At 42.1% G+C, this 23,138-nt stretch carries 19 protein-coding genes; 15 read left to right on the top strand and 4 right to left on the bottom strand.

All coding sequences use genetic code 11. The features are described from left to right. The first annotated feature begins 6 nt into the window (after window positions 1-6). The 6 genes from FXV77_RS10755 (at window position 7) to FXV77_RS10730 (ending at window position 10,437) form a co-directional block, all read left to right on the top strand. Window positions 7-3,165, top strand: coding sequence for a SusC/RagA family TonB-linked outer membrane protein (locus tag FXV77_RS10755; RefSeq protein WP_148919241.1), 3,159 nt, complete (start codon window positions 7-9; stop codon window positions 3,163-3,165). Window positions 3,166-3,184: 19 nt separating this feature from the next. Beyond that, on the top strand, window positions 3,185-5,206 hold the full coding sequence (locus tag FXV77_RS10750) for a RagB/SusD family nutrient uptake outer membrane protein (protein WP_148919240.1): 2,022 nt from the start codon (window positions 3,185-3,187) through the stop codon (window positions 5,204-5,206). Between the two features lie 23 nt (window positions 5,207-5,229). Continuing rightward, complete coding sequence (locus tag FXV77_RS10745; protein WP_148919239.1) at window positions 5,230-6,138, top strand: BT_3044 domain-containing protein; 909 nt, start codon at window positions 5,230-5,232, stop codon at window positions 6,136-6,138. Window positions 6,139-6,141: 3 nt separating this feature from the next. Next, window positions 6,142-7,392 (top strand): BACON domain-containing protein, encoded by a 1,251-nt coding sequence (locus FXV77_RS10740; RefSeq protein ID WP_148919238.1) that lies wholly within the window; start codon window positions 6,142-6,144, stop codon window positions 7,390-7,392. Between the two features lie 84 nt (window positions 7,393-7,476). After that, entirely contained in the window at window positions 7,477-9,468 is a 1,992-nt protein-coding gene (locus FXV77_RS10735) for a calcineurin-like phosphoesterase C-terminal domain-containing protein (RefSeq protein ID WP_148919237.1), read from the top strand. Between the two features lie 207 nt (window positions 9,469-9,675). Beyond that, window positions 9,676-10,437, top strand: a complete 762-nt coding sequence (locus FXV77_RS10730) for a hypothetical protein (protein ID WP_148919236.1) — start codon at window positions 9,676-9,678, stop codon at window positions 10,435-10,437. Between the two features lie 249 nt (window positions 10,438-10,686). On the opposite strand, the gene FXV77_RS10725 is transcribed toward FXV77_RS10730, so the two are convergent. Beyond that, window positions 10,687-11,550, bottom strand: a complete 864-nt coding sequence (locus tag FXV77_RS10725) for a DUF4886 domain-containing protein (RefSeq protein ID WP_148919235.1) — start codon at window positions 11,548-11,550, stop codon at window positions 10,687-10,689. Window positions 11,551-11,703: 153 nt separating this feature from the next. Here FXV77_RS10725 and FXV77_RS10720 point away from each other — a divergent pair, with 153 nt between their 5' ends. The 3 genes from FXV77_RS10720 to FXV77_RS10710 are packed head-to-tail and all read left to right on the top strand — an operon-like array spanning window position 11,704 to window position 14,620. Beyond that, window positions 11,704-12,360 (top strand): protein-L-isoaspartate(D-aspartate) O-methyltransferase, encoded by a 657-nt coding sequence (locus FXV77_RS10720; RefSeq protein ID WP_148919234.1) that lies wholly within the window; start codon window positions 11,704-11,706, stop codon window positions 12,358-12,360. 33 nt (window positions 12,361-12,393) lie between these two features. Then, a complete protein-coding gene (locus FXV77_RS10715; protein ID WP_148919233.1) occupies window positions 12,394-14,202 on the top strand; it encodes a MutS-related protein in 1,809 nt (602 codons plus the stop codon). Window positions 14,203-14,218: 16 nt separating this feature from the next. Next, window positions 14,219-14,620: an acyl-CoA thioesterase gene (locus tag FXV77_RS10710; protein ID WP_148919232.1), complete on the top strand. Its 402-nt coding sequence runs from the start codon at window positions 14,219-14,221 to the stop codon at window positions 14,618-14,620. Between the two features lie 24 nt (window positions 14,621-14,644). On the opposite strand, the gene FXV77_RS10705 is transcribed toward FXV77_RS10710, so the two are convergent. Then, a complete protein-coding gene (locus tag FXV77_RS10705) occupies window positions 14,645-15,019 on the bottom strand; it encodes a DUF779 domain-containing protein (protein WP_148919231.1) in 375 nt (124 codons plus the stop codon). 141 nt (window positions 15,020-15,160) lie between these two features. Next, window positions 15,161-16,663 carry an aldehyde dehydrogenase family protein gene (locus FXV77_RS10700; RefSeq protein ID WP_148919230.1) on the bottom strand — a complete coding sequence of 501 codons (1,503 nt, stop codon included), beginning with the start codon at window positions 16,661-16,663 and terminating at the stop codon, window positions 15,161-15,163. 228 nt (window positions 16,664-16,891) lie between these two features. Here FXV77_RS10700 and FXV77_RS10695 point away from each other — a divergent pair, with 228 nt between their 5' ends. Further along, window positions 16,892-17,797 carry a helix-turn-helix domain-containing protein gene (locus FXV77_RS10695; RefSeq protein ID WP_246162418.1) on the top strand — a complete coding sequence of 302 codons (906 nt, stop codon included), beginning with the start codon at window positions 16,892-16,894 and terminating at the stop codon, window positions 17,795-17,797. A 12-nt stretch (window positions 17,798-17,809) separates the two neighbouring features. Here FXV77_RS10695 and smpB read toward each other — a convergent pair whose 3' ends face one another. After that, window positions 17,810-18,265 (bottom strand): SsrA-binding protein SmpB, encoded by a 456-nt coding sequence (gene smpB / locus FXV77_RS10690; protein WP_148919229.1) that lies wholly within the window; start codon window positions 18,263-18,265, stop codon window positions 17,810-17,812. A gap of 356 nt (window positions 18,266-18,621) precedes the next feature. Between smpB and spt the strand changes: the two genes are divergently transcribed. Genes spt through FXV77_RS10665 form a run of 5 tightly spaced genes read left to right on the top strand, consistent with a single transcriptional unit; the run spans window position 18,622 to window position 23,054 of the window. After that, window positions 18,622-19,830, top strand: a complete 1,209-nt coding sequence (spt, locus tag FXV77_RS10685; RefSeq protein ID WP_148919228.1) for a serine palmitoyltransferase — start codon at window positions 18,622-18,624, stop codon at window positions 19,828-19,830. A 4-nt stretch (window positions 19,831-19,834) separates the two neighbouring features. Then, window positions 19,835-20,956 carry a hypothetical protein gene (locus FXV77_RS10680; RefSeq protein WP_148919227.1) on the top strand — a complete coding sequence of 374 codons (1,122 nt, stop codon included), beginning with the start codon at window positions 19,835-19,837 and terminating at the stop codon, window positions 20,954-20,956. Further along, window positions 20,953-21,951 carry an NAD-dependent epimerase/dehydratase family protein gene (locus FXV77_RS10675; RefSeq protein ID WP_148919226.1) on the top strand — a complete coding sequence of 333 codons (999 nt, stop codon included), beginning with the start codon at window positions 20,953-20,955 and terminating at the stop codon, window positions 21,949-21,951. The genes FXV77_RS10680 and FXV77_RS10675 overlap by 4 nt, the downstream gene beginning before the upstream one ends. A 7-nt stretch (window positions 21,952-21,958) precedes the next feature. Beyond that, window positions 21,959-22,660 (top strand): CDP-alcohol phosphatidyltransferase family protein, encoded by a 702-nt coding sequence (locus FXV77_RS10670; protein ID WP_148919225.1) that lies wholly within the window; start codon window positions 21,959-21,961, stop codon window positions 22,658-22,660. After that, window positions 22,644-23,054: a GtrA family protein gene (locus FXV77_RS10665; protein ID WP_148919224.1), complete on the top strand. Its 411-nt coding sequence runs from the start codon at window positions 22,644-22,646 to the stop codon at window positions 23,052-23,054. The genes FXV77_RS10670 and FXV77_RS10665 overlap by 17 nt, the downstream gene beginning before the upstream one ends. The last annotated feature ends 84 nt before the right edge of the window (window positions 23,055-23,138 follow it).

The following is a 23,138-nucleotide window of genomic DNA, read 5'->3' as shown; positions in this document are numbered from 1 at the left end:
TTTATAATGAAGATCATTCAGATTTTGTGCATGTTGCCGTTCCTATGGTTTACGACGGCGTTTGCACAGCAAACGAAAGAAGTAACGATTGCCGGTACCGTGGTTAATGAAAATGGCGAACCTTTATCCAGTGTATCCATTTACGTTAAAGACAAAGCTACCGCCGGTACATCTACCGATAATGATGGGAAATTTAGTATTAACGCCGTTTATGGTGATAGGATTGTATTCAGTTATGTAGGATACGAATCGGTAGAACACCTGGCCATCGAAACGAACATCAATTTAACTATCTCCTTTACGCAAAAAAGTGACGCAATAGAAGAAGTCGTTGTGGTCGGTTTAGGTGCCGCACAACGGAAGATTAGTTCGGTAGGCGCGATTACGACCGTAGACGTAAAGGACCTGCAGTCTCCGGCGCCATCCATTGCCAATCTGTTGGGAGGCAGGGCCGCGGGGGTTATTTCCTTGCAAAGCAGCGGTGAACCGGGGCAGAACCTTGCGGAGTTCTGGGTGCGCGGTATTGGGACATTCGGTGCCAATAGCAGTGCCCTGGTACTTATCGACGGACTGGAAGGCGACTTGAATACCATCGATCCTGCGGATGTCGAGAGCTTCTCGATATTGAAAGATGCGTCGGCTACTGCCGTATACGGGGTACGTGGTGCGAATGGTGTGGTATTAGTGACGACTAAGAGAGGTCTTGTGGATCGTATTCAGATTACCGGACGTGCAAATTCAACGTTATCCCGGCTCAATCGATTACCTGAATATCTACGTGCATATGATTATGCGCAATTAGCTAACGAGGCGAATATTGTCCGAGGTGCCGGGCCATTGTACGACCAGACCGAGATGGGGATTATCCGGGACGGTCTGGATCCGGATATGTACCCGGATGTAAGCTGGCAGGATGAGATCCTCAATAAAAATTTCTGGAGGCAAAGTTATTATGTAAGTGGCCGCGGCGGAAGTGACATTGCCCGCTATTTCCTAAGTTTGGGTGGTAAAAGTGAGACTGCAGCCTACAAGGTAGATGAAAACAGTGTGTATAGCTCGAATGTCGGCTTTAATACGTACAACTACCGGATCAACCTCGACCTCAACCTGACACCTACAACGAATGTCTTTTTGGGATCGGATGGTTTTTTATCCGAATTGGCTCAACCTGGTGTAGCTAATACCGATTATATTTGGGGAGCACAATCACGGCTCTCTCCATTGGCCATTCCCACACAATATTCCAATGGCTTGCTGCCGGGTCGTGGAGGTGACGATAGATCATCACCTTATGTAATGATCAACCGCACAGGGCAAGCCTCCGAACAAATATATAAAGGCAAAGTGACTCTTGCGCTCAACCAGAATTTGTCAAGTGTACTAGACGGCCTGAAGTTCCGGGTGCAGGGTGCTTATGATATCCATACTTACTTTAAAGAGCGAAGATCAGTACAACCTGCGCTTTATTATGCTATGGGTAGAAATTACAACGGTGATCTCATGATGCAGGAAGTCGTGCAGGAAAGAGCAGCATGGTATGAACAACGGACACGCCAATATCGCAAATTTTTTATGGAATCTGTCGTCAACTATGATCAGGTTTTCAATGAAGATCACCGGACATCGGCGTTGCTATATTATTATATCCAGGATGCGAAAGATACCAAAGACGCTTTGAACAACCTATCTGCCATTCCTTTGCGTTATCAAGGGGTGTCTAGTCGGTTTACCTATGGTTTTCGCGACACTTACTTGTTGGATGTGAATTTTGGATATACCGGCTCGGAAAACTTTCAGCCGGGCAGACAGTACGGTTTCTTCCCCTCGGTCGCGTTGGGTTGGGTACCGTCGAGCTATAAATCAGTCCAAGAGAAAATGCCTTGGCTTAATTATTTCAAGATCAGAGGATCTTATGGAACGGTCGGTAATGACAGAATCACCAACGCCGTCCGGTTTCCATACTTGACAAAAGTTGAACAAGGTTTTGGAAACGCTTGGGGTGTTGGAGGCATTGAAATGATTACGGAAACCCGGATCGGGGCGGATAACCTCGCTTGGGAGCGCGCCATAAAATCCAATATCGGTATAGAGGGAAGGCTCTTTGACGATAAGATCGATTTTGTGATCGACTTTTTTGAGGACCAGCGTAACGGTATATTCCAACAACGGGTGCAGGTGCCGAGCTACGTCGGGGTAATAACAAACCCTTTTGCCAATGTAGGACGGATGAAAAGCTCGGGAGCTGACGGAAATATTAGTTATAACAAGCAACTTACGCCTGATTTCGGTTTTACATTGCGAGGTAACTTTACTTACTCGAAAAACGTGGTTCAGAACTGGGAACAAGCTTACCTGGAATACCCTTATCTAGAATATAATGGTTATCCACATAATTCTATACGGGGGTATCAATCTGTTGGACTCTTTAAAGACGAAAATGATATCCGGTACAGTCCGCAGCAGACTTTCGGCGTCGTGATGCCCGGTGACATCAAGTATAAAGATGTAAATGGGGATGGTATCATAGATCAGTTAGACAAAGTACCGCTGACGCATAGCAACTATCCGTTAACGATGTATGGTTTTGGAGGGGAATTCCGATACAAAAACCTAAGTTTAGGTGTGCTTTTCAAGGGTACCGGGAAAACGTCCTTTTTCTATGTAGGACAGTCTATAAAGCATAGAGATAGAAGTGATTGGGCGCCTTGGGACGGTGTAGAGCGAGAGATCACAAATGGAATGGGCTATATGCCATTCTTTGAAGGCGAGCTGGGTAATGTGCTGACTATGGTGGCTGATCCGAAAAACCGCTGGATTCCCCGTGATTATGCCGTAGAGAATGGTATTGATCTGTCTTTGGCCGAAAATCCCGATGCCCGCTTTCCGCGTCTGCAATACGGTAACAACCTCAATAACTCCCAACTATCTACATTTTGGGAAGGAGATGCGCGCTATATAAGGTTGCAGGAAGTTACCTTAAGTTACCATGTAAGTCCGACATTTCTCAGGCGGTATGGTCTTAAATCGATGGACCTTCAATTTGTAGGCAATAACCTCTACATATGGGATAACGTGAAGATTTTTGATCCAGAACAAGCTGCATGGAACGGTCGTAAATACCCGATACCGTCTACCTATTCACTGCAAGTGTATGTTAACTTTTAATACAGATAGAAAGAAGGATATGAGAACATCAATCATAAAAAGAATAACGAGAGCAGCGATTATCGTCCAGCTGATTGTCATGGCGTCATCCTGCAAGGATTATCTGAATATTGATAATTACTTTGACGATGAATTTAATATCGACGAGGTGTTTAACAATGTCCGGTATATGGAGGCTTATATGTGGGGGGCAGCAGAAATGTTCCCCGATGAATCAAATACCATCCGTTTGGGCTTTACACCGGGACCCATGGCCACCGACGAGGCGATTAATGGGCTCACCGGTGGCGGTTCAAACAATGTCTATTATGGAATGGACTTTGCCAGCGGACGTATCACGCCGGACTTCTTCGGAGATTCTAGCCCAAACCTTAATCAATGGGGCAATTACTATAAAATTATTCGAAAATGCAATCTCATCTTGGAGAATCTTGAACGCCCGGAAGATATGACCAACAACGACCGGATTCGGATTGAAGGATACACGCGTTTTATCCGTGCGTACGCTTACTACAATATATTGGTCGATTATGGCCCAGCCATCTTACTGGGAGACGAAGTGGTCAATACCAACGAACCCATCGAATATTACGATCGTCCGAGAGGTACCTATGATGAGACGATGGACTACACCTGTGAGGAGCTCGAAAAAGCAGCTCAATTGCTTCCTGCTGAAGGAAATATCCTAGATTTCGGACGTCCTACCAAAGGAGCAGCATATGGACTGATAGCACGTTTACGACTGATCCACGCCAGTCCGCTGTTCAATGGTGGACCTGTTGCCGCATCCTATTTTGGGAATTGGAGACGGAAAACAGATAATGTGCATTATGTGTCCCAGCAATATGATGAAAGACGTTGGGCAGTAGCTGCTGCGGCTGCAAAAAGAGTGATGGATATGGGACGATACAGGCTCTATACTGTACTATCTGATGACAGAACACCCGTTCTTCCGTCGGGCGTAACGTCAGATCCTAATTTTTACAACCCCTATCCGAATGGCGCTAGTGGCATTGACGCGTTTAGATCCTATTCGGATGTGTTTACAGGAGAGGCGGTGCCCGCAGTGAATCAAGAATTGATTTGGGGAAGGAATACATCGTATATGGTTACCGCCATTAGCCGTGGATCCATGCCGCCTTCGCTTGGTGGCTGGGGACGTTTTAGTGTTACCCAGAAAGTTGTGGATGCCTACCTAATGGACGATGGCCGTACCAAAGAAGAGGCGGCCAATGATGGCTATTATTCCGAATCGGGCTTCACAACGGCGCCCCGGAACTTTTCCGGATATCCGCTCAATTCGGGTGTATATAATATGTATGCTAATCGTGAAATGCGATTTTACGCATCCATCGGTTTCAACGAAGCCGTGTGGCAGGCTGGATCCAGCCAGTCGCCTAATAATCATACGGCTAAATACTACTACCAGGATTTGGATGGTAGGGGCGGTGTAACGGCTACTTCGCCGAACTATCCGCTTACCGGATACGTGATCAAGAAATTCAACCATTATATGGATGCGTTCAACGGTACAGGTGCCCGGCACATGGATAAAGCTTACCCCATCATCCGGTATGCAGAAATCCTCTTGTCGTATGCGGAAGCGCTTAACAACTTGACTGGTAGCCATACGGTGCAACTGGGTAATGAACAGTTTACCCTTAGTAGAGACATAGAAGAGATTAAAGCTTCTTTCAACCTCGTGCGTTACCGTGCAGGGCTACCCGGATTAACCACTAACCAGCTCAACAGTACGACGGAGTTGCAAAAACAGATTGAACGGGAGCGCATGGTTGAATTTTTGTATGAAAACAGACGTTTCTACGATGTGCGCCGCTGGGGGATTTATGAGGAAACCGAGCGTGAGCCAATACGCGGTATGAACCCAGATGGAGCTAACAGAGAGACATACTACCAGCGCGTTATCCCCGGTACTTCCTCTTTCCTCACGAGGTTAGTCAATAAACGGTCCGTTTGGGTACCGATACCACGTGCAGAAATGAGAAGATTGCCCTCCCTCGATCAGAATCCGGGCTACTAGGTTAAACCATAAAGAAGAAAAAAATGAAAAGGAGTTATATAGCGATGTTTGCCCTTGGCACGATGTTCTCTTCGTGCAAAGACAATGAATTGTTTGAAAAAGAAATGTATAAAAATGAGGTTGCTTTGATCAGCAGTGACTATCATAATACGTTTGCGGAAATTGTCTCGTTGACAGGCGAAGAGGTGATCGGATATATCGCCGCTTCTGCCGGAGGAACGCATGCCACAGGAAGCAATCTGGTTATCGGACTGGAAGAAGATCCCGAACCACTGCAGAACTACAACTGGGCACTTTTTGATGCCGATGAAAGTTTATATGCGAGGGCGTTGTCTGCGGACAGATATGAGATTCCGGAATACAAAATCCAGATTAATGCAGGAGAACGCACTGGGCGTACAATAGTGAAGCTACACCCTGATGGCTTGTCGCCGGATTCGACTTATTTTATCGGACTAAAAGCAACCGATCTCTCTTCCGGCGTTGAAATTAACCCGAAAAAAAATACCATTCTGTATCAGGTCATCCTTAAGAATGATTATGCCACGCAGGCAAATGAAAATACCTACGCCATGATCGGAACGGCAGATGGTATGCCGGCTGCGGCAAACAAAAGGTTATTCCCGCTTACTCGCAACAGCGTGCGGGTAATAGCTGGTACGGAAACATTCGAGTCCGAAGTAGAAGATATCAACAAAACAGCGATCATTTTGGAAGTTAGCGATGACAATTCTGTGATAATAAAACCCTATAAGGATATTCAGGTTAATCAACTAGATAACGATCCGACTTACCCCAATCTATTCAGAACAGAGACAATTTTTGGAAGAACATACAATGTCTTTTTGCTTTCTTATACGTATACCATAAACGGGACCACTCGGTTGATGAAAGAAGAATTGCGAATAGAGACTCACGATTTAGATAATTAAGTTATGAAAACGAACAATTATAAACCAGTGGCGCTGTCGAATGTAATTTATGCCTTTTGTCTACTTTTTGTCACGTTATTTTTGTCATGTGACAAAGATAATGATGAAAAAGGTGGTTATTTTGAGCTGACAGATAGCGTTTCGGAGCTAGAAGCATCTGCACAAGGGACTTCCGAAACCTATACTTTCCGATCCAGCGGAAATTGGAAAATCGAAGCCCTGCGCAAGGAGACGTGGGTGAAGATCAGTCCCGCAGAAGGCACCGGAGACGGAACGTTTACGCTGACCGTTGCTAGGAATATCACACCGGAAGACCGTTCGGTCGTGTTGACTTTTATGGTGGACGGAAGGTTGCAAAGCAACGTGTTCAAAATCGAACAAAAGTCAAGTACAAGTAATGGAGAGGAAAAAGATCCCTATCTTATGCTGGACGATTTGACGAGCTTGGAAATTCCGGAGACCGGTGTCACATCGCGCCATACCATACGTTCTACAGGGGCATGGAAGGTTGAGCTCTCGGATCAAGAAGCCGATTGGGTCACGATAGAACCAATGGAAGGAACAGGCGATACACCTGTTGTGCTGACCGTCGGTAAAAATTCGGGTGCTGCCCGAAGTGTTAGTTTAAACTTTTATCTGGATGACGTATTGCAAGCCAATTCGTTGCCCATCAATCAGGCGGAAGCAAGTGCAATTCTTAATGAAGATTTTAACTGGCTGACCTATGGAAGTCCTATTTTCTATACCACAGGCGGTGAGACCAGAATAGACAACTGGACTATCGAAGAAAAGGCAAGGGGCTGGACAACTTCACCATCTGCAGATAAGATTACCTCGACGTATGCACGCCAGGGGTTTGTGAAGCTTGGCAAAACGAATTATGGATCTGATTTTATTTCGCCTAAACTATCAGCCGTGCAAGGCACGCAGAATCTATTGGTTAAGTTTAAAGCGGTGCCGTATATGACAGAAGGAGGTGCAAAAGATGATACTCGTCTTTACGTGAATGTGATTGGTCCGGGTACTGTCAGTGTGAGTGAGTTTACGATCGACAACTGGCCTGATTATAATGCGGATCCAACCTGTACGCTAATTTGGACAGCCGCCGGCACCGAGCGATCATTCGTTATCACTGGTTCTACAGCGGAAACGCAAATTCGCTTCCTAGGGGGGGCTTTAGATTTACGTGGTCTGGAACCTCTAAATAAAAACCGTATATTCCTAGATGATATTGTTGTTACCGTTCAAGAGTAATTCCAATATTGTATAACTTAACAGCCCGCGGTTCAAACCGCGGGCTGTTAAGTTATATCGAGAAATCCATTATAATATTTAAAAATGAAAAAGAACCTCCATTATACCCGACGTACTTTTATCCAAAACTCTTTTATTACCGGTCTTGGATTAACATTTAGTTTATATAGTTGTTCAAAATCTTCGCCGCAACCTGATCCCGATCCGACTCCTGATCCGGATGGAAAAGATGATGGCAAGCTGGCTATTATCGGTGCCGTTATACCTTCGCGTATTGACACGAATAAGGGAGCGGATCTGATTATCCAGGGCAAGGGGTTCGCGGTAGGAGATCAGATCATATTCGAATATTTGACCAACAGATATACTGTTGATGCTAAGGTAGTAACGGATAATAACATTACCGTTGTCTTGCCGGAAGATTTAATATCGGGCAGCACGTATAGGGTGACTGTAAAGCGTGGCACGCAGTCGTCCATGTTGGGCTCGACAGTGATCAATATATATTTCAATGCCCATATTCCCGACAGAGAAGGTATGACCATAAAAGGCTCTGTATATGCAGCCGGTGTCGGTCTTGCCAATGTCGTCGTGTCGGATGGTTTTGAAGTAACGAAAACCGACGAAAACGGTATTTATTATCTGCCTTCGGCAAAAAAAGGAAAATATGTTTTCGTGTCTATTCCGGGTAACTATGAAGTATCTACATCAGGAAAGGCTCCACAATTTTTCCAGCGGCTCGGCCAAGCGGCGAATGTGGTAGAAATCAAAGATTTTGAGTTGACGGCCGTCAATAACGACAAGCACGTCGTTATGGTATTGGGCGATATGCACTTGGCCAATCGTAACGGTGATATTAACCAGTTTCAACAGGGTTTTCTAGCGGATGTCAACCAATCCATCCAAGCCTATAAAAATACTGGCACAAAGGTATATGCCTTGACCTTGGGCGACATGACCTGGGAGACCTACTGGTATCAAAACAATTATGGTCTTCCACAATACCTTACGGAGATGAATAAGATTGACGCTATGGTATTCAATACGATGGGTAATCATGATAATGACCCCAACTTTGTCGCCGACTGGGGTGCCGAAGATAGATTCCGGGATGTCATCGGACCTACTTATTATTCGTTTAATATCGGAAAAGTACACTACATCGTGCTGGACAACATCGAATACCTCAATACCAATAACAGAAACTACAATGCGAAGATCGTTGCCGATCAAATTGCCTGGTTAAAAAAAGATTTAGCGACGATCACAGACAAGAATGCACCACTGGTGATTTCGATGCACATACAGCTTCATACAAATCCGGGATTGTCCGGTGGAAACGAGACGACTGGCTACCGCCTTAGCAATGCGCAGGAATTTGTCGATGCACTGAACGGATTTACGAAAGTACATATGCTGACCGGACACACGCACATCAATTATAATATCGAACGGGATGCTACCCCTGCTATCATGGAACATAATACGGCTGCTGTCTGTGCGACTTGGTGGTGGACAGGACATCCTAGTTATGCAGCCCAAAATCACATCTGCAAAGACGGCGCACCGGGAGGCTATGCTATATGGGAGATGGATGGAAACGATTTAAAATGGACATACAAAGGGATTGGTCATCCAACGGATTATCAATTCAGAGCATACGACCTAAACAAGTGCCATATCACGAAAGAGATCTTTGCACCAAATTATACAGGCTCCGCATGGAATACCTACGCTGCAGAATACGCTACGGCAAACACAAACAATGAGGTGTTAATCAATGTATGGAACTATGACAAAAACTGGCAAATAGAAGTGACGGAAAATGGGCAAACATTGGCAGTTACGCGCGTGTCTGTTCTGGATCCGTTACACATTGTTTCCTATTCGGCGCAGCGACTCAACGTGAATGCTGTACCAACAGCTGATTTTGTGACGAGCAGGACAGCGCACATGTTTAAAGTAAAAGCATCTTCGCCCACCAGTACGTTAGAAATAAAAGTCACCGACCGTTTCGGTAAGGTGTATCGCGAAACGATGATTAGACCGAAAGCACTCGGATATCAGATGACATAATACGGGGGAGTGTACCCGAAAAGTTTGAATGTTACCCTTTTTGTCATCTTGACGATAGGAAGGGTCTGTTAACTATAATAGTTTTTAGATTCTTCTACAAGCCTCAGAATGACAATTTATTAAAGTAGCAAAAGATATGTGTACAGGGCAACTGCCGGAGAGCAGGAACTAACTGTGAGTGAAGTCGACGGATATAAGAAGAAAAAAATGAAAAAGACGATAAAAAAAAGTACGTCGATTTTTGTGGGTATCATCGGCGTCATATTGACAGTTGTCGCTTGTGGCAAAGATGATCCACAAGAGGAGAACCCCAACAAAAGATTGGTGATGACGAAGAGTTATTACAAAGATATCCCGACAGATGTAGACGTGATGCGTTATAAATATGATGCAAAAGGACGTGTCATAAGCATGATTTATTCAGATGGAACAGTTGGGTATGAGATTGATTTCATATATAATGATGCTGGAAACGTGGATAAAATTAAGCTAATGAGAGGTTATAGGAATTTTGATTTTACCTTTACTTATAACAATGACGATATCCCAATGAAGATGGTAGTCACTGGAGATGAATCGTATGAAAGTAGTATTTCATTTTCCGACGATGTACTACGATTTATAGCGTCAAGCGGTTTTTCCTTAGATATCGTTTCTCCGGATTTTGCGACAGGAATGTTTAGCAAGTTTGATCGATCTACCCTTACATACGACCATAACCTTAAAAATGGTTTTCCGGATGGAAATAATATAGGCATCCCCTTGGCGATAACGATGGAGCATTCATTTATTGCCCAAATTCAATTATATGGAATGGTTTATTCTCAAAAAGTCCCTGCGAGTATAGAAAATGAAAATGGAAATATTTTGGTTTTTCAATATGAAAAAGATAAACACAATTATATAATTAAGAGATCATTAGAAGATAGTAGAGGAAGTGAAAGGATTGCAGAGTATTTTTACGAATAGGAAGTGACAATAGGAAGATTACTTGATTTCCTGCTTTTCGTCTATTAAAACGGTAATAAAAAAAGAGTGTAATAGTATGGTATTACACTCTTTTGCCGTCCTGAAGGATCTGAAAACGGCATAGATTTTCAGGTGTTTAGATACAATGTTGCATCAGCCCCCAAGAATCCCGTATTCGACCCTGATGCCCGCTTCGCAGTCGGCAATCACTATGACAAAATAAACGGTTTAACAATCCTTTTCGGATACCTACAATTTTACTTTAGAAACTTTATACGGCTTCTTAACCGCCGCATGAGCCGCTTCTTTCGCTATTTTTGCCTGTAATTCTGTTACTTTCTCTGGTCTATACGGGTTCTTGCGAACATCTTCGCTGAAGATTTTTTCATACCATGTACACGCAGCTGTAAAACGACCGTAATCTAATTGCAGATGATAACCATCACGGGTAAAAGTGTCTCCCATAGAGCTGGTCCGTGCGTTCTGGATCGCCGTGCCGGCGGGAATAATATATTTAAAATCGCCCAGTTTGGATACTTTCTTGGAAACATCGACAATCGCATTATACATTGTGATTTGGTCACGATTATAGTTTGCAAAACCTTTATGGGTTGAATCATGTTGATAAGCCCATGTCTGGTGATAAACAAATTGTGCTTCGGGATTTACCGTTTCACGCACATAGTGCACCAGTCCAGGTAAGCTTTCCATAACCGCATCATACTTTCCCGAAAGGGGGCTAGCTTGTTGAAAGCTGATATAATCCCAATGCTCATCCTTGAGCGCCTGTGAGATACTGACGTCCTGTGTGGTGTTTTTCTTGCCATCGAGTCCAGTTTTCCGATAACGATATTTGTTCGCATCCTCGTTGGCATTCTTTAGATGTAACGACAACGGGGCTCCGCCGATATACAGATTGGCAATGATTGTTTTTTTATCTGTACTGATTGCCAGATCGTACAGGTAATTTTCGATAGCATCTTCGGAGAAACTATTGCCTATCGCTAAAATTTTGACAATACCGTCACCGTTGCGGTCGCCTTTTACGCTTTGAGCAAAAGTAATAGATACCGCACTGATGGATAAAAGAATAAAGAAATACAGTTTTTTCATTTTTAATTGTGTTTTTAAAGTATTTAAGTGTTAAGGACATCGGCCCACCCTTAACAAATGCAATATAGCGAAACTTTTTTTATCGTATTGAACTTAAATATTTTGCATTTTAATAGATGAAATGTCTATTAACAATGGTATTTTTGGGATATAATGGCGTATAAGTTTGTAGACAACTATCGGGAAAGAGGAGCAAGAAAGCAACTCGTCAAGCATTTGGAAAAACGAGGTATAGAAGATAAGCGCGTATTACAGGCTATCGGAAAAGTGCCTCGTCATTTTTTCTTTGATGAGACATTCTGGAATCAGGCCTATCGAGATATTGCGTTTCCCATTGGTGATGGACAAACTATTTCGCAACCTTATACTGTCGCCTACCAATCCGAATTGCTCCACGTAAAAAAAGGAGATAAAATATTGGAAATCGGAACAGGATCGGGTTATCAGACTTGCATCTTGATAGAATTGGGTGCGGAAGTATTCACCATTGAGCGACAGGAAAGTTTATACCGTCGAACCATTCAAGTGTTACCTTATATGGGATATAAGCCACATTTTTTTCTCGGAGATGGTTCACGGGGCGTTCCTAAACATGCACCATATGATAAAATTATCGTTACCGCAGGAGCTCCTTTCGTACCCGAAGTGATGCTGAAGCAATTAAGATACGGGGGAATACTGGTCATTCCTGTTGGAGATGAGAAATCCCAAAAAATGGTGACCATCTTGCGTGTAGGAGAAAATGATTTTGAACGTATAGAGCTCGATACGTTTCGTTTTGTTCCGTTAGTAGGAGACCAGGCGTGGTAGGCTTCCGGAATTTAAAACACTAAATATTAGCACATGATTTATTATCAAAAATATCAAGAGCATATTCAAAAGACGAAAGAAGAAATTCAGCGTCTGCATAAATCGATAAACCAAAACAGTTTTGCCCGTTTATTCGTCATCATCGGAGGGGGCGCTTTATTGTTCTATCTGGTTCAACAGGAAAACATATTGCACTTATTATTGACTGTTTTAACTATTGTGTTGGTATTTGCGTTTTTAGTAAGACGGCAGAGCAAATTGGAAAAACAACATGCCGATGCAGAGGCTTTCTTACAGATTAATGAAAATGAGATAACGGTACGGGATAGCCGTCAGACCCTTTACAATGACGGAGTAGAATTTGAAGATGGTCGACATCCCTATACATCAGATTTAGATATTTTCGGCCAATTCTCCTTGTTTTCATTAATCAATCGATGTGCAACGGCTTTAGGGATAGCAAAATTAGCCGATTGGTTGCAACGTGCAGCTACGAAACAGGAAATAGAAGACAGGCAAAGAGCAATAGCGGAGATAGCGGATGATTTAAAATGGAGCCAAAACTTCCAAGCTAGACTGTTATTTAATATCCATCAGAATATAGAAGTCAAGTCTTTTTTGGTACGTTATTTCCAAGGATCAAACTTGGCATTTGGAAGCGCATTTATGCGGTTGTATGTACCTATCGCTCCTTTTGTTTTGTTAGCGTTGCTGTTGTTCTCGTTGTTTGTAACGCCTATATGGACAGGATTGTTGCTGTTGGGATTAGCACATTTATTCTGGACATTGGGGTTGGCTGGAAAAGTAGGTTTGTTTTCGAGTAGGATAGACAAGGTAGGACAAATTTTAGCAGCTTATGCGGAAGGACTCGCCCTGGTAGAAGAGAAGACCTTTACATCATCAGAAAACCAGCGTTTGCAGGAACAGCTGAGCGCCGGAGGAAAACCACTATCCAGTGCCTTTCAAGAATTATCAAAGCTTATCAATAACCTGGATGCACGAAACAATATGCTGATGGGCGCTATCCTCAATATTATCTTTCTTTGGGATTTTAAATACGTGATAAAGATTGTGAAGTGGAAATCAAAGTATGAAGGAGACATTTTAGAAGCCTTTGATGTTATCGCGGAATTTGAAGCATTAAATTCGTTGGCTATATTAAAGCGTAACCATCCTACTTGGACTACTCCCGAACTGCTGCGTAATACAGCGGACGATAAAATCTTGGCAAAGGAGATTGCACACCCACTGATTCCCGTGTCACAATCTGTGGCGAATGATTACAGCAACGAACATCATCGTATTGCCTTGGTTACCGGATCCAATATGGCCGGGAAAAGTACATTTCTTCGAACCATTGGTATTAATGCCATATTGGCTTATGCCGGTGCAGTGGTCTGTGCTGCTGTATTCAAATTGCCAATATATAACCTTATTTCCTATATGCGGATTAAAGATTCTTTAAACGAGAGTACATCCACCTTTAAAGCAGAATTGGATAGGATGAAGTTCATATTGGACACGGTGAAACAGGATAAAGATAGTTTTTTTCTTATTGATGAAATGTTGCGCGGGACAAACTCGGTGGATAAGTATTTAGGTTCTCGTGCTATCATTCGTAAATTAATCGTTATGGAGGGCAAAGGGATGGTGGCTACACATGATTTACAACTGGCATCACTTGAAGAGGAAAATGTAGGTAAGGTGCAAAATTACCATTTTGATATTCGCGTAGAAGAGGGAGAAATGCTTTTTGATTATAAATTGAAAGATGGACGCTGTACGATTTTCAATGCATCGCTATTATTGAAAGGTATCGGAATTGATGTGGAATCGACTTAATTATTCACCACTAAAAATGACACTAGAAGAAAAAATTAACGAATCAGAAACACGGGTATGTACCACAGTGTTCCCCTTTTTGACCAACCATCACGATACATTATTTGGTGGGAAGGCTATGGCCATTATGGACGAAGTATCGTTTATGGCTGCAACCCGATTTTGTCGTAAGCGTCTCGTAACGGTTTCCACAGATCGGATTGACTTTGAGAAAGCTATACCGAATGGCAGTATCATAGAGGCTATCGCACGGGTGCATAGTGTGGGGAGAACAAGCATCAAAGTGAAGGTAGAAGTCTTTTTGGAAAAGATGTATGAAGAGGGAAGGGAATTGGCTATTCAAGGGATGTTTACCTTTGTGGCGTTGGACGAGAAAAAACAACCTATTCCCGTAGTTCAAGGATTGGATTTGGAGTAGGAATCGATCGACGTTAGACAAACTTTATTCACTTCGGACAACGGGCTCTAAGTCATTTAACTCTTCTTCGGTGAATAGCCGATAATGTACTTTAAACGTCTTTCCTAGCGGTGTTTCCAAGGAGAACCCGCCTGGCCCAAAACCATCCAGCACGTCCAATGTGAAATGTGAGTATTTCCAGTATTCAAATAAATCACGGTCTATCCAAAACTCAAATCCTTCCACCAGTCCAATCATCGCGTCGTTCATTCGGGGGAAAAAACCACCTTTTTCAAAACATTGTGGCTGTGTGCCCTCGCAACATCCCCCTGCTTGATAGAACATCAACTCACCATGCTTTTCGGTTAATTCATGAATCAGTTTCTTTGCTTTATCTGTAACATCTAATCGTTTTATCATGACTATATCCGTTTATGAAGTATAAAGATACGTTAGGAGGCGCAAATGCTTTCCCCCCTAACGATCTTAATTTGTTGTTTAGTATTTACAATGAACGCTTTTAAAGTTGCCATGCGTGAACGCACCAACTTTCTCCGTAATTTAAAAGAAACCTAACTTCTCCTTACTGTATGAAATCAACATGTTCTTTGCTTGACGGTAATGTGCGAGCATCATTTTGTGATTCTCACGGCCTATACCGGATTGTTTGTAGCCACCAAATGGCGCTCCTGCAGGATAAGCATGGTACTGATTCACCCATACACGTCCAGCTTTGATAGCACGTGGAATTTGATAGAGCTGGTGGGCATCCCTTGTCCACACACCAGCACCCAAACCATAGAGCGTATCGTTCGCAATTTCAATCGCTTCTTTTTCATCTTTGAACGTCGTTACGGCAAGTACTGGGCCGAAAATCTCTTCTTGGAAAATACGCATCTTGTTATGACCTTTAAAAAGAGTAGGTTGGATGTAGTAACCCTCTTCAAAGCCGTTTCCAATATCATTGGCATCTCCGCCGGTCAGCACCTCAGCGCCCTCTTCTTTACCCAATTTAAGGTAAGACATGATTTTGTCCTGTTGTATTTTAGACGCCTGAGCGCCCATCATGGTAGTGGGGTCTAACGGATTGCCAACTTTTATCTGATTGACGCGATCAATCACTTTGGCAATAAACCGATCATAAATATCCTCTTGGATTAATAAACGGGATGGACAGGTGCAAATCTCTCCTTGATTAAAGGCAAACAGTACCGCACCTTCAACGGCTTTGTCTAAAAAGGAATCGTCTTCGTCCATAACCGAACTGAAGAAGATATTGGGAGATTTACCGCCCAGTTCCAGCGTAACTGGAATAATGTTTTCGGTAGCATATTGCATCACCAGACGTCCAGTAGCCGTAGATCCCGTAAAGGCAGCTTTGGCCACTTTTGGATTGGTAACAAGTGCCCGTCCTAACTCCGAACCAAAACCATTGACGACATTCACTACCCCATCCGGTATCAAATCGCCGATCAGTTCCATAAGCACCATAATGGAAGTAGGTGTGCTTTCTGCGGGTTTAAGTACAACAGAACAGCCGGCAGCTAATGCTGGAGCGAGTTTCCAAACCGCCATTAAGATAGGGAAGTTCCACGGGATAATTTGTGCTACGACACCGATAGGTTCGTGTACAATAAGTGATACCGTGTTTGCGTCAAGCTCGTTTACTGATCCCTCTTCTGCGCGGATAACACCTGCAAAATAACGGAAATGATCAATAGCTAAAGGTATATCGGCGTTCAAAGTTTCCCGGACAGCCTTACCATTGTCAATCGTTTCTACGGCAGCGAGGTATTCCAGATTTTCCTCCATACGGTCCGCGATCTTATTCAGGATAATACTCCGCTCCGTAGCGGAGGTTTTACTCCAGCTTTCGAAAGCTTTTGCGGCTGCGTCTACAGCTATATCCAAGTCTTCCTTGGTGGAATGGGCGACTTGGGTAAAAGCTTTGCCATCCACAGGCGAAATGTTATCAAAATATTTGCCTAAAACGGGAGCGACGAATTTGCCGCCGACGTAATTGTCATAACGTTCTTTGAACGTGGGTCTTTTAATTGTACTCATGTCATTTCCTTTTTAACGCGGTTTGTTAGCTAAACAAATGTACTTATGGATATCTGTTTTTGATAGCATTATTCTGTCAAACAGTAGCATAATTAATCCCTGTATTCGTTATAATAACCAGTCTATTCGATGTGACAGTACCATTTCATATAAGATAAGAGCTAAAGTAATTCTTGCATTGTTTTTTTGTTATATTTGGCTATAATTGATTCGTTAATAGGAGGATATATGGCCAAAAACCATCAACTGAAAATGCTGCCTTTTTCCGGTAGGAAAGAACTTCACAGTTTAATAGAAAACCGAAGAGCTTACACATTGCCTAATTTTGAGTTGAACATTTTTGAAACGTATGAAGCAAGTGCGTTAGTTCCTCTTCGATTTAGTGATTTGGTCATTATTAATATGATAAAAGGGAAGAAAGTGATGCATCTTCAGGACAAAGTTTCGTTCGATTACTATCCGGGGGAAACTCTTTTGTTACCGGAGCAAACACAGATGCTCATCGATTTTCCCGATGCGGGTATGGAAGCACCGACCCAATGTACAGCTATTACCGTAGCTGACGAAAAAATAACAGAGGTTATCAATTACCTTAACGAGTTCTATCCGAAAAAAGGATACGGTTCAAACTGGACATTCCAACTGGATAAATTTCATTTCAGTAATAACGAGGAGCTTGTACGCCTAACAAATCGCCTTTTTCAAGTGACGTTAAGCGGTGATATACATAAAGAAGCGCTGGCAGACCTGGTATTTAAAGAACTGTTGATTCGAATTATGCAGATGCAGGGGCTTTTGGTTCTTGAGGAGTCGACAGCAAAAAATAGTTCTGTTTTTACCTGTATCAAACAATATATAAAGGAAAATATGACGGAGAGATTGTCCGTTGATAAGCTCTGTGTACATGTAGGGATGAGCAAAAGTAAGCTTTCTAGGGATTTTAAAGCAGAGTTTGGTATTAGCCCCATGGAGTTTGTTATACGAGAGCGACTGGCATACGCTAAAAAGATATTGAAGCAATCCGGTAGCGTTAAAGAAGCTTGTTTTTCTTCGGGTTTTTCCGATGTAAATTATTTTGTCCGTCTGTTTAGGCAGCGTGAGGGGATTACCCCCGGACAATATGCAAGCATGTAAAAAAAGGAACCGCTACCTTTTCATCGCTCGATCGAGTTCCCTTTTGCTTTCCCGTTCTTTGATAGTCTCCCGTTTATCGAAATCTTTTTTACCTTGTGCTAAGGCTATCTCTATTTTAGCGTAACCCCTTTCGTTGATAAAAATACGTAAAGGAACAATGGTGAAACCCTTTTCTTCTCCCTTTTCTTTTAATTTTTTCAGTTCTTTTTTGGTCAATAAAAGCTGACGGTCCCTCTTTGCCTCGTGGTTATAGAAGGAGCCAAATGAATATTCGGCAATATGCATGTTGCGAATGTATAAACCATCCTCAAAAAAAGCACAGAAACTATCGTTGATATTTGCTTTTCCTTGTCGGATAGACTTGATTTCAGTACCCAGCAGACAGATCCCTGCGGTATACCTATCCAGCAGATGATATTCAAAAGATGCACGTTTATTCTTGATATTTATATTTGCCGATATCGCCATTTCAAATTGATTTAAACGCAAAAATAAGGATTTTGTAGGTTTATCTAACTTTTCGTGATAAACTGTTGGTAATATCTTAACAATAATTTAATTTTATGATATTTATATGGTTTTTAAATGCCATTCAATCGGGAGAATTTTGTATGTTTGCTCCGGTTTTTTTGGACTGCAAATATGCAAGACGAGTCCTATAGGGTTGTCAATTAATAACATAATATGGTTAACGACTTGATTGGGAGGGGAATTGTATATTTTTGTTTTTTTAATTTATTTTTGACGATTAATTAAAAAAAGTCAAAAGTTAAATTAACTTGCATTATAGAAATTATGTCACATAGAATACAAACACCTACAGCATGAGTAAGGGAAAGTTAAGTGAAAGAACATCTAAGTTCCTAAAGAGTGAACTAGAGCCAATTAAGTCTAATAATCTTTACGCTTATTTTAGACCTATTCAATCTAAACAGGATACGGAGGTTTTGATTGATGGCAAACGTGTGTTGATGTTCGGTTCAAACTCTTATTTAGGGTTGACAACAGATACGAGAATCATAAAAGCTTCGCAAGATGCGTTGGAGAAATATGGTACCGGGTGTGCGGGGTCTCGTTTTCTAAATGGAACATTAGATATCCATGTAGAATTGGAAGAAAAATTAGCAAGCTATGTAGGTAAAGAGGCGGCGATATTGTTCAGTACAGGTTTTCAATCTAATTTGGGGCCGTTATCTTGTCTAACTGGACGTAATGACTATATATTATTAGATGAAAGGGATCATGCTTCCATTATTGACGGAAGTAGATTGTCGTTTTCCAAAGTCATCAAATACGCACACAATGACATGGATGATTTGCGCTCTAAGATTGCTAGACTTCCGGAAGACAGCTTTAAGCTAATTGCTACAGATGGTATTTTCAGTATGGAAGGCGATATTGTAAAGCTTCCTGAATTAGTTGCTGTAGCTGATGAGTACGATGCGGCAATTTTGTGTGATGATGCCCATAGTTTAGGCGTGATAGGCGACAAAGGAGCCGGTACGGCTTCTCATTTCGGCTTGACTGATAAAGTCGATTTGATTATGGGAACGTTCAGCAAATCGTTGGCGTCGTTGGGTGGTTTTGTAGCGGCAGACGCGGATACCATTGAATATCTAAAACATCGTGCGCGTTCATTGATGTTCAGCGCCAGCATGACGCCGGCTTCAGTAGCTTCAACATTAAAAGCATTGGAAATTATTCAAACCGAGCCGGAACATATAGAGAAATTGTGGGCAAATACAAATTATGCAAAAGGGCTTTTGCTCGAACAAGGTTTCGATTTAGGGTTTACTGAAAGTCCAATCTTACCGATTTTTATCCGTAACAACGACAAAACATATTATGTTACGAAAATGCTGCAGGACAATGGTGTTTTCGTTAATCCGGTCGTCGCTCCGGCGGTGCCTGCCGAAGAATCGCTTATACGCTTTTCGTTGATGGCAACCCATACTTTTGAACAAATAGACGAGGCCGTAGACAAAATGTCCAAAGTATTCAAAACCTTGGAAGTAGAGTCTTTCATAAGTTAAGAAAATGATAGAGATAATTCCTGTTCAAACAAAGAAGCAAATCGCTCAATTTATCGATTTGCCACATAATTTGTATGCGAAGGATCCAAATTATGTGCCTGAATTGTTTTTAGGGCAACAGGACTTACTCTCTCCACATAAACATCCATTTTATAAGCATTCGTCAGCGCAACCTTTCCTTGCTTATAAGGACGGGCGTATCGTTGGACGTGTTTTGGCCATATGGAATACCAATCACAATACTTTTAACAAAGTATCTGAGGGGCAATTTGGTTTCTTTGAATCCATTAATGATCAAGCGGTAGCGAATAAACTGCTCGATACGGCTGCGGAATGGGTGAAGTCCAAAGGAGGGACATGTATCGTAGGACCTATTAACCTCACCACGAATGACACTTGTGGGCTTCTGGTGGACGGCTTTGATAAGCCACCTATGGTGATGATGCCCTATAACCCTCGTTATTATCTGGATCTGATTGAGCATGCTGGCTACAACAAAAAAGTAGATCTACGTGCTTATCTTGTTACGACGGAAACAGCCAATCGGCGTTCCGTGCTTCTGTTGGAGAGATTAGAGGAAAGATTGCGGAGATCGGGCATCGTCCTGCGTCAGATCAATTTAAAAGATTTTGCGAACGAAGCGAAGAAAATAAAAGCGGTGTATAATAAAGCTTGGGACAAAAATCTAGGTTTTGTTCCCATGACGGATGAAGAGTTTGATTATACCGCTAAAGAGTTGAAGATGATTGTGGACCCAAAATATTGTATTGTGGCAGAGCGGGGAGAGGAGATTGTCGGTTTTGCGTTGGGAATTCCAAATATTAACGAAATTTTAGTTCATATAAAAAAAGGTAGGCTATTGCCGTTTGGTATATTCAAATTGCTTTTTGGCTTGAAAAAGATCAAAATGATTCGAGTTTTGATGCTAGGAGTGTTAGAGGGATATCGAAAATTGGGTATAGAGGCTTGTCTGTACGGTCTTATTATAAAAAATGCAATTCCATCGGGAATTGAGGGTGCAGAATGTTCCTGGATGTTGGACGACAATTATATGATGAACCACGCCATCGAACAAATTAACGCTGAATTCTATAAGCGCTATCGTCTGTATGAGAAAGCGATATGACGAAAAAGATTTTAATAACCGGAGCGAGTGGTTTTGTGGGCTTTCATTTAGTTTCTGCAGCATTTGAAGCCGGTTACGAAGTGCATGCCGCTGTGCGCCCGTCCAGTCCGATTGCCGATATTGAGCCATTTGTCAAAAAATTCGTTTATCCTGACTTTAATCAAATAAGTTCATTAGCGGCATTATTCGTCGCCGAAAAATACGATTATATTATTCACGCGGCGGCGATGACAAAAGCGAAATCGGAAGCGGAAATGATGAACACGAATGTTGGTGTGACCGAGCGATTATTGGAAGCAGCTTTTCGAGCTCCAGAACCACCCAAACGTTTTGTTTTTGTGAGTAGTCTCGCTGCTATTGGGCCATTGCGTTATCTTGATGGGCCGATAACAGAATCCACACCGTATAATCCCGTGACGATGTATGGGCGTAGTAAGCGAGAAGCGGAAAAGATGGTTTTTGCAAAATTTGCAGATAAGCCGATTTCCATTATTAGGCCTACGGCAGTATACGGTCCACGTGAAAAAGATATTTTTATCTTGTTCAATACCATGAACAAGGGGCTGGATGCGTACGTGGGGAGAGCACCTCAGAAGCTTTCTTTTGTATACGTGAAGGACTTGGTGGATGTTTTGTTACGTGCTGCTTATCTCTCTCCTCAAATGGGACTGGATATTTTTAATATTTCGGATGGGCGCGTTTATTCCCGTTATGAAATGGCGGAAATTTTTAAAAAAACATTTCATAGAAAGCTTATTCGGATTCATGTGCCCTATGCTATCGTCAAAACAGTGGCGCAGATTTCCCAATGGTTGTATCGAAAATCACCGAGGACCCCAGTAATTTACCCCGAACGTTTAGGGGAATTAACCGCGGAGAATTGGAGTTGCGATATCACACATGCTGAGCAAAGACTAGAATACCATCCACAATATGATTTAAATAGTGGATTGGTTGACAGCCTGCTATGGTACAAAAAAAATAATTGGTTTTAAAGGCTATATGATGAGTCAAAAAATAAATAAAAAGCTTTTCCAGGACCGGAAGAGGACAAATATTTTAAGTTCTTCAGAACAAAAATTAATTTCTTATCTGGTACCACGTATTCCAGATTGGATTTCGTCTGATGGTTTGACGGCTATCGGGCTGTTTGGTTCATTTATGATATTGGGAAGCTTCCTCTTAGCAGAGTATGTGGCGCGACCTTGGTTATTATTGGGGATTGTAGGTTTTTTTGTGCAGTGGTTCGGAGATTCACTGGACGGGCGTATTGCTTACTATCGTAATAAGTCGCGTAAGTGGTATGGCTTTGCATTGGATATCGTCATGGACTGGATCAGTACCGTGATGATAGGGTTGGGATATGTGTTTTATGCGACGGGTGATTTTAAATATTCTGGTTTTGCGTTAGTCGCATTGTACGGCTGGGCAATGATTATTTCGCAACTCCGTTACCGAATAACGGATAAGTATACTATTGATGCGGGCTTGTTGGGCCCTACAGAAATTCGGGTGATTATATGTGCAGTATTGTTATTTGAAGTCCTTTTTACAGGAAGTATTAATTATTTGGTTATTATTATTTGTATAGCTTTGTTCGTAATCAATTGCGTAGACACCAAGAAATTGTTGAATATGGGTGATCAGCGGGATTGGGAAGAAAAGAAGAACAAGGAGGTTACCGCTAATGAAAAAGAAGCGTAAAGCAAAAATACGTGACTTTTTTCTTTCCTTCGGGAAGGCACAGTTGTCCGCTTTTCTGGGTGGACTATTTGATTTTGCTATTTATTCTATTGGTATACAGGTCTTAGGTTTCACGGCGTATATATCGAATATTGTTAGTGGTTCATTAGGGGCCGTCGTTAATTTTACGATTAATAGGTATTGGACTTTTGATAGTACGAGCACCCCGGTAGGTGAGCAGCTAGGGAAATTTGTTGTGGTCGTTGTAGGTAGCATATTTTTAAAATCAATAGGTATATTCTTTTTAGTTGATCACCTTTCGTTGAATCCGTATTATTCGAAAATTATTGTGGAAATTCTCGTTTCACTTGGTTTTAATTTTTTGATGCAGAAATATTGGGTGTTTAAAAAATAGATGACAAAAAAATATCTACCAGTTTTCCAGTGATTTGTATTTTTTGGGATGTTAAAAGGGAGGTATGTGTTGGATTATGTGTTT

Source organism: Sphingobacterium phlebotomi (assembly GCF_008180195.1).
Taxonomy (GTDB): domain Bacteria; phylum Bacteroidota; class Bacteroidia; order Sphingobacteriales; family Sphingobacteriaceae; genus Sphingobacterium; species Sphingobacterium phlebotomi.
This window is presented reverse-complemented; position numbering and strand designations above follow the sequence as displayed.

Excerpts from the sequence above, each read along its gene's own strand:
- FXV77_RS10750 (WP_148919240.1), top strand. The coding sequence starts at position 3,185 with ATGAGAACATCAATCATAAAAAGAATAACGAGAGCAGCGATTATCGTC.
- FXV77_RS10725 (WP_148919235.1), bottom strand. The coding sequence starts at position 11,550 with ATGAAAAAACTGTATTTCTTTATTCTTTTATCCATCAGTGCGGTATCT.
- FXV77_RS10665 (WP_148919224.1), top strand. The coding sequence starts at position 22,644 with ATGAAAAAGAAGCGTAAAGCAAAAATACGTGACTTTTTTCTTTCCTTC.
- FXV77_RS10745 (WP_148919239.1), top strand. The coding sequence starts at position 5,230 with ATGAAAAGGAGTTATATAGCGATGTTTGCCCTTGGCACGATGTTCTCT.
- FXV77_RS10720 (WP_148919234.1), top strand. The coding sequence starts at position 11,704 with ATGGCGTATAAGTTTGTAGACAACTATCGGGAAAGAGGAGCAAGAAAG.
- FXV77_RS10730 (WP_148919236.1), top strand. The coding sequence starts at position 9,676 with ATGAAAAAGACGATAAAAAAAAGTACGTCGATTTTTGTGGGTATCATC.
- FXV77_RS10740 (WP_148919238.1), top strand. The coding sequence starts at position 6,142 with ATGAAAACGAACAATTATAAACCAGTGGCGCTGTCGAATGTAATTTAT.
- spt (WP_148919228.1), top strand. The coding sequence starts at position 18,622 with ATGAGTAAGGGAAAGTTAAGTGAAAGAACATCTAAGTTCCTAAAGAGT.
- FXV77_RS10735 (WP_148919237.1), top strand. The coding sequence starts at position 7,477 with ATGAAAAAGAACCTCCATTATACCCGACGTACTTTTATCCAAAACTCT.
- FXV77_RS10695 (WP_246162418.1), top strand. The coding sequence starts at position 16,892 with ATGGCCAAAAACCATCAACTGAAAATGCTGCCTTTTTCCGGTAGGAAA.
- FXV77_RS10705 (WP_148919231.1), bottom strand. The coding sequence starts at position 15,019 with ATGATAAAACGATTAGATGTTACAGATAAAGCAAAGAAACTGATTCAT.
- FXV77_RS10675 (WP_148919226.1), top strand. The coding sequence starts at position 20,953 with ATGACGAAAAAGATTTTAATAACCGGAGCGAGTGGTTTTGTGGGCTTT.
- FXV77_RS10710 (WP_148919232.1), top strand. The coding sequence starts at position 14,219 with ATGACACTAGAAGAAAAAATTAACGAATCAGAAACACGGGTATGTACC.
- FXV77_RS10680 (WP_148919227.1), top strand. The coding sequence starts at position 19,835 with ATGATAGAGATAATTCCTGTTCAAACAAAGAAGCAAATCGCTCAATTT.
- FXV77_RS10700 (WP_148919230.1), bottom strand. The coding sequence starts at position 16,663 with ATGAGTACAATTAAAAGACCCACGTTCAAAGAACGTTATGACAATTAC.
- FXV77_RS10755 (WP_148919241.1), top strand. The coding sequence starts at position 7 with ATGAAGATCATTCAGATTTTGTGCATGTTGCCGTTCCTATGGTTTACG.
- FXV77_RS10670 (WP_148919225.1), top strand. The coding sequence starts at position 21,959 with ATGATGAGTCAAAAAATAAATAAAAAGCTTTTCCAGGACCGGAAGAGG.
- FXV77_RS10715 (WP_148919233.1), top strand. The coding sequence starts at position 12,394 with ATGATTTATTATCAAAAATATCAAGAGCATATTCAAAAGACGAAAGAA.
- smpB (WP_148919229.1), bottom strand. The coding sequence starts at position 18,265 with ATGGCGATATCGGCAAATATAAATATCAAGAATAAACGTGCATCTTTT.